Source organism: Amycolatopsis sp. NPDC114484, assembly GCF_055633755.1.
The window spans coordinates 122572-129063 of record NZ_JBVKDQ010000023.1 but is presented as its reverse complement, the minus strand read 5'-3'; the positions used below and the strand labels follow the sequence as shown (position 1 = coordinate 129063).

5 protein-coding genes are annotated in these 6492 nt (G+C 69.5%); 3 read left to right on the top strand and 2 right to left on the bottom strand.

Annotated features, from left to right (window positions below; translation table 11 throughout):
• The first annotated feature begins 395 nt into the window (after positions 1-395).
• From ACZ7SW_RS37920 to ACZ7SW_RS37910, 3 genes are all read left to right on the top strand, one after another.
• Positions 396-1364 (top strand): 4-(cytidine 5'-diphospho)-2-C-methyl-D-erythritol kinase, encoded by a 969-nt coding sequence (locus tag ACZ7SW_RS37920; protein ID WP_470235177.1) that lies wholly within the window; start codon positions 396-398, stop codon positions 1362-1364.
• Positions 1365-1405: 41 nt separating this feature from the next.
• Positions 1406-3175, top strand: a complete 1770-nt coding sequence (locus tag ACZ7SW_RS37915; protein WP_470235176.1) for an ABC-F family ATP-binding cassette domain-containing protein — start codon at positions 1406-1408, stop codon at positions 3173-3175.
• A gap of 304 nt (positions 3176-3479) precedes the next feature.
• Complete coding sequence (locus tag ACZ7SW_RS37910) at positions 3480-5168, top strand: fatty acyl-AMP ligase (RefSeq protein ID WP_470235175.1); 1689 nt, start codon at positions 3480-3482, stop codon at positions 5166-5168.
• Between the two features lie 97 nt (positions 5169-5265).
• Here ACZ7SW_RS37910 and ACZ7SW_RS37905 read toward each other — a convergent pair whose 3' ends face one another.
• Positions 5266-5634 carry a DivIVA domain-containing protein gene (locus tag ACZ7SW_RS37905; RefSeq protein WP_470235174.1) on the bottom strand — a complete coding sequence of 123 codons (369 nt, stop codon included), beginning with the start codon at positions 5632-5634 and terminating at the stop codon, positions 5266-5268.
• Between the two features lie 261 nt (positions 5635-5895).
• Positions 5896-6489, bottom strand: a complete 594-nt coding sequence (gene pth, locus ACZ7SW_RS37900; protein ID WP_470235173.1) for an aminoacyl-tRNA hydrolase — start codon at positions 6487-6489, stop codon at positions 5896-5898.
• Between the last annotated feature and the right edge of the window lie 3 nt (positions 6490-6492).

Below are 6492 nucleotides of genomic sequence, written 5' to 3'. Positions count from 1 at the left end.
GCCGGACGGGAAAAAAGAAAAAAGACACCCCACGGGGGGCCCGGCCCACCCCCCCCCCCCCCCCCCCCGACGCGATCCCGCGTTGTGGTCCGGATCCGGGTGTGTCGCGGGGGTTTCGTGAGTTTGGGCGATCGTTCTGCCACTGCGAACGCGATCTGCGGCGTGCGAATGATCTGTGCGGCCGCGGCCCGAGAGTCTGTGGTGATCGGCACGTGGACCGAATGCCGCGCTCGCCGGTCCCTGGCACTCCGACAGCCAAGGATTCGTCCCTGAGGCCAGCTATCTGGACCGCGTGTCCGGACTTCTGGGACAGGTGTCCTGAGAACTGCTGGTGATTCCTGGCGGGTTTTTCTCCTGGTGAGCCCTGGCGGGGCGGTGCCACGTAGGCTGGACGGGTGCTCGCAGTCGTTCCACCACCAGTCACCGTCCGGGTCCCGGCCAAGGTCAACCTGCACCTGGCCATCGGCGACCTGCGGGCGGACGGGTTCCACGAGCTGGTCACCGTCTTCCAGGCGCTTTCGCTCACCGACGAGGTGACCGTCGCGGCCGCCGACGAGCCCGGGCTCGAGGTGTACGGCGAGGGGGAGCGCACGGTGCCCACCGACGGCACCAACCTCGCCTGGCGCGCGGCGTGCGAGCTGGCCTCCTATGTCGGACGGCCGGACGCGGACTTTCCGAAGGTGCGAATCGTGCTGCGCAAGGGCATTCCGGTCGCCGGCGGCATGGCGGGCGGGAGCGCGGACGCGGCGGCGGCGCTAGTCGGGCTCTCGTCGCTCTGGAAGCTCGACGTCACCCGCGACGAGCTGGCCACCATCGCCGGCAGCCTGGGCAGCGACGTGCCCTTCGCGCTGTACGGCGGCACCGCGCTCGGCACCGGCCGCGGCGAACAGCTCGTGCCGGTGCTCGCACGGCACACGTTCCATTGGGTGCTGGCCTTCGACGAGGAAGGCCTGTCCACCCCCAAGGTGTTCGGCGAACTCGACCGGCTGCGCGCCGACGGGAAGCCGCCTCGGATCGGGTCGCACACTCCGGTCGTGGAGGCGCTCGCGTCGGGGGATCCTCGCCAGCTCGCCCTGCTGCTCGGCAATGACTTGCAGGCGGCCGCGGTGTCGCTGCGGCCCGGTCTGCGCCGCACGCTGCGCGCCGGGGTGAACGCGGGCGCGCTGGCCGGATGCGTGTCCGGCTCGGGGCCCACGTGCGCGTTCCTGTGCTCCGACGCGGAAACCGCGGTCGAGGTGGCCGCGGAACTGTCCGGCGCGGGAGTGTGCCGGACAGTGCGGGTCGCGCACGGCCCGGTTCCCGGGGCCCGGGTAGTCGGCGGCGACGACGCGCCGCGCAACGCGCCGCCGCGCGTGCACGCCTGAACCCGATCTTGAATCAATAGTCCACAGTGGAAAGGATCCGGATGGCCAACCTGGTCAACCTGGAATCGGTGAGCAAGTCCTACGGCGTGAAGCCGTTGCTGGACAACGTTTCCCTCGGGGTCGCCGAGGGGCAGCGCATCGGCGTCGTCGGGCTCAACGGCGGCGGCAAGACGACGCTGCTCGAAGTCCTTTCCGGACTGAGCGAGCCGGATTCCGGCCGGGTGAGCCAGGTGCGCGACCTGCGGATGGCCGTCGTCACCCAGCGCACCGAACTGCCCGCGGGCAGCACGGTCGGCGATGTGGTGCTGCAGCGCTACGGAGCCGAGCACGAATGGGCCGCCGACGCGCGCGTCCGGTCTATTGTGGACGGTCTCGGCATCACCGCGATCGGGCTCGACACCCCGACCGCGAACCTGTCCGGAGGCGAGCGCCGCCGCGTCGCGCTGGCCGCCGCGCTGACCGGCGAACTGGACCTGGTGGTGCTCGACGAGCCCACTAACCACCTTGACGTCGAAGGCGTGCGCTGGCTCGCCGATCACCTGCTGGGCCGCCGGATCGCGGTCGTGGTCGTGACGCACGACCGGTGGTTCCTCGACACCGTCGCGAGCCTCACCTGGGAGGTCGCGAACGGCCGGGTCGAGCAGTACGAAGGCGGTTACGCCGACTGGATTTTCGCGCGTGCCGAACGCGCCCGCCTCGCCGCGACCGCGGAGGAGAAGCGGCAGAACCTGGCGCGCAAGGAATTGGCGTGGCTGCGGCGTGGTCCGCAGGCGCGTTCGTCGAAGCCGCGCTACCGCGTCGAGGCCGCCGAAGCGTTGATCGCGGATGTGCCGCCGCTGCGCGATTCCGTGGAGCTGATGGCGTTCGCGAAGCGCCGGCTCGGCAAGACCGTGCTGGAGCTGGAAGACGCTTCGCTCAAGGTCGGCGAGCGGACCTTGCTCGACCACGTGACGTGGCGGATCGGCCCCGGCGACCGGATCGGTCTCGTGGGCGTGAACGGTTCCGGCAAGACCACGCTGCTGAAACTGCTGGGCGGCGACGTCGAATCGCCGACCGGACGGCGCGTGCAAGGCAAGACGGTCGCGCTCGCGCACCTGCGCCAGGAACTCGATGACCTGCCCGCCGATCTTCGCGTGCTGCAAGCGATCGAGCAGATCGCGGGCCGCGTCGTGTTCGGCAAACAGGAGATGACCGCGTCGCAGCTCGGCGAGAAGCTCGGCTTCCCCGCGGCGCGGCAGTGGACGCCGGTCGGCGACCTCTCCGGTGGCGAACGCCGTCGCCTGCAACTGTGCCGGTTGCTGATGGCTGAGCCGAACGTGCTGCTGCTGGACGAGCCGACGAACGACCTGGACATCGACACCCTGCAGCAGCTCGAAGACCTGCTCGACGGCTGGCCGGGCACGATGGTGGTGGTTTCGCACGACCGGTACCTGGTCGAGCGTGTCTGCGACGCCACGTACGCGCTCCTCGGCGACGGCAAGGTCACGCACCTGCCGGGCGGCATCGAGGAATACCTGCAGCGCCGCGCCCGGGCGAAGGAAGCCGCGCCGCGTCGCGAGGCACCGGGGGCGGAGAAGACCGAGGCCAAGCGCAGTGCGGCGGAAACCCGTGCGGCGCAAAAGGAACTAGGCCGGTTGGAGCGGAAGCTGGACCAGCTCGCGAAGCGGGAAGAGAAGCTGCACACGGCGCTGGCGGAGGCGGCTACCGATCCGGAGAAGCTGATCGAGCTGAACACCGACCTGAAGGCTGTGCTGGCGGAGAAGGACGACGTCGAGGCGCGGTGGCTGGAGACGTCCGAACTCGCCGAGTGACAATCGGCCGGACGACGTCCAGATCGACCGCCCAGCGGACAGCGACCGAGCTGAATCCGCACCGCAGCACCATCGGTACTCGCCTGGACCGGATCGACGATCGGGTGGCCGGTCGACGCGGACGGTCTGACCACCACAGAGGATTCCTACCCATCCGGACCGCTGGAATTCCGGAAACTGACCCGCTCCGAGCTGCCGCGGGCGTACCTGGACCCGCGTGCATCCGTAACCCGCCTGACGCCGGACATCCGCTGTTCACGCCGCCGCGGGCAGTGCCGGAAAACCGGACAGTAATCTGACGCACATGAGTCGGTTTGTGGACACACTCGTCGGGACTGCGGCGGACCGGGGGCAACGGCGCGGCATGGTGACCGGCGAGCCCAAGGAGCCGGTGCGCCGGACCTGGGCCCAGGTGCACGACGAAGCGCGCCGGATCGCGGGCGGGCTGGTCAGTGGCGGATTGAAGCCGGGAAGCGCGGTGGCGGTGCTGGCCGCCGCGCCGGTGCTCATCGCGCCGACCGTGCAGGCGGTGTGGCTCACCGGCGGCAGCGTGACGATGCTGCACCAGCCGACGCCGCGCACCGACCTCGCCGAATGGGCCGAGGACACGGTGAAGGTGCTCGAGATGATCGGGGCCGAGCTGGTCGTGCTGGGCGAACCGTTCGACCAGCTCGCGCCCGTGCTCGAGGGCAAGGGCATCAGCTACCGGCTGATCTCCGAGCTGGCGGGGGCCGAACCGCTGGCCGAGATCGTGGAGACCGCCGAGGGCGACACCGCGCTGCTGCAGCTGACCAGCGGATCCACCGCGGAGCCGAAGGCCGTCCGGATCACCTACGGCAACCTGTACACCAACGTCAAGGCGATGGTCGACCGCGCGGAGTTCGAGTTCGACACCGACGTGATGGTGTCGTGGCTGCCGACCTTCCACGACATGGGCATGGTCGGCTTCCTGACCGTGCCGATGACGTTCGGCGTGGAACTGGTCAAGATCACCCCGGTCGAATTCCTGACCGGCCCGCTGATCTGGCCGGAACTGATCAGCAAGTACGGCGGCACGACGACGGCCGCGCCGAACTTCGCGTACGCCATCGTCGGCAAGCGCATGGCCCGGGTCGAGGACGACAACGCCTACGACCTGTCGAAGCTGCGCATCGCGCTGAACGGCGCGGAGCCGATCGACGAAACGGCCGTGAAGACTTTCGTGGACGCCGGAAAGCGCTTCCACATGCCGCCCGAGTGCGTATTCCCCGCCTACGGCATGGCAGAGGCGACGCTGGCGGTCTCGTTCGCGCCGCTGTTCACCGGCCTCACCCTGGACGTCGTCGAGGCGGACGCCCTGGAAGCCGACAACCGCGCCGTGCCGGTCCCCGAAGGCGACCCCCGTCGCGGCACGGACGAGGTGCGCTCGTTCGCCCTGCTCGGCCGTCCCCTGGACGGACTCGAAGCGGACATCGTCGATGAATCCGGCACGACCCTGGGCGAACGACAGGTCGGCGAGATCCGCCTGCGCGGCGAGGCCGTGACCCCTGGCTACCTGACCGTCAACGGCCCGGTGGACACCCAGGATTCGGACGGCTGGATGAAGACCGGCGACCTGGGCTACCTGGCAGGCGGCCAGATCGTGATCTGCGGCCGCCGCAAGGACGTCATCATCATGGGCGGCCGCAACCTGTACCCGACGGACATCGAACGCGCGGCGGGCTCGGTGGACGGCGTACGGGCAGGCAACGCGGTCGCGGTCCGCCTGGACGCAGGCAGCCGCCGCGAACGCTTCGCGGTGGTCGTGGAGTCCAAACTGGCCGGTGACGCGGCCGAGGAAACCCGTCTGTCCAAGGAAATCGCCGCCCGAGTCCGGGACGCGGTGGACATGCGCCCCTTCGCGGTAGTGGTCCTCCCCGCCGGCAGTCTCCCCAAGACTCCTTCGGGCAAGGTGAAGCGGGCGGCCACCGCGGTGCAGTACGCGGAGAAGATCGCCAAGAACGCGGACAGTTGATCTTTCTCGGCCAGTAGCGGCCTTTGCCGCGTCGGTACGCGACGAAGGCCGCTTCGAGGGGGTCCTCGAAGCGGCCTTCGCGGCAGAATTCGCGGGGTTACCGGCCCGGCAGCCGTTCGGCCGGTGCCTCGGTGACGACGGGCCAGGAGGCGCGTCCCGCGGTGGCCTCGCTGTGGTCCCGGCTTCCCGGAATCATCGGCACCCTCCGCCCGGACCTCTCCGCCAGCTGCGTCTCCGCCTCGTCGAGAAACTGGTCGACCTCGCGCTCGTCATACCCGCGCTTGCCGATCAACGGCTTGGAGAACAGCACGTGGTGGACCTCGGCCGCGGTGAGATCGTCCTCGTCGGCGATCGTCTTGGCGATCCGCCGCACGAAGTCGTCGACCTCCTGCTTGGCGTAGCCGCGACGGCCGATCGGGGCGTTACCGAAAGCGACCTCAGCGAGATCCTCGGCGGTAAACGACATTGATCATTCTCCGATTCAGGGGTCGGGGTGATGCGTTCTCCTGAATCCGTCCTAACTGGTCCCGGCCACTCCGGGAAGCCCGCGCCCGCCCGGACGACTCGATCAGGGCCCCATAAGCCGCCCATCGAGTGAGAATTCCATCACGCACGGCCACAGCCGCTCACCCACATGCACAACGGCCCGAAACGCCGCACGGGGTGCCTCAGTAGCGCGTGCGGTGTGGGCTGGTGTGCGGTCCGGGGAAAGCCGCGTAGCTTGCCGTCAGGCGGCGTGAAACGCGTTCTGCGCCGCCGCCAGCCCCTGCGAAAGCAACGCCTCGGTGGCGTCCGCGCACCGGTCGACCTCGAACGGGAGCTCCTTGCGCTCGACCGTCGAGAAATCCTTCAGCACGAAATCCGCCGGATCCTGCCTGCCCGGCGGCCGCCCGATGCCGAACCGCACGCGGTAGTAGTCACGCGTGCCGAGCGATTTGGTGATGGACCGCAGTCCGTTGTGTCCGTTGTCGCCGCCGCCGAGCTTGAGCTTCAGCGCGCCGAAATCGACGTCCAGCTCGTCGTGCACCACCACGACGCCGGACGGCGGGACCTTGAAGAACCGGGCCGCGCCGACCACTGGTCCGCCGGAGAGGTTCATGAACGACCGCGGCTTCACCAGCACGACGCGGGAGCCCGAAAGCCTGCCCTCGAGCACCTCGGCCCCGCTGCGGTGCGCCTTGAACTTCCCGCCGATCCGGCGGGCCAGCTCGTCGAGCACCATGAACCCGACGTTGTGCCGGTTCCCGGCGTACTGCGGCCCGGGATTGCCAAGGCCGGCGAGCAGAATCAGCTCGCCGGCCCCGGGCACGTCTTCACTCACGAA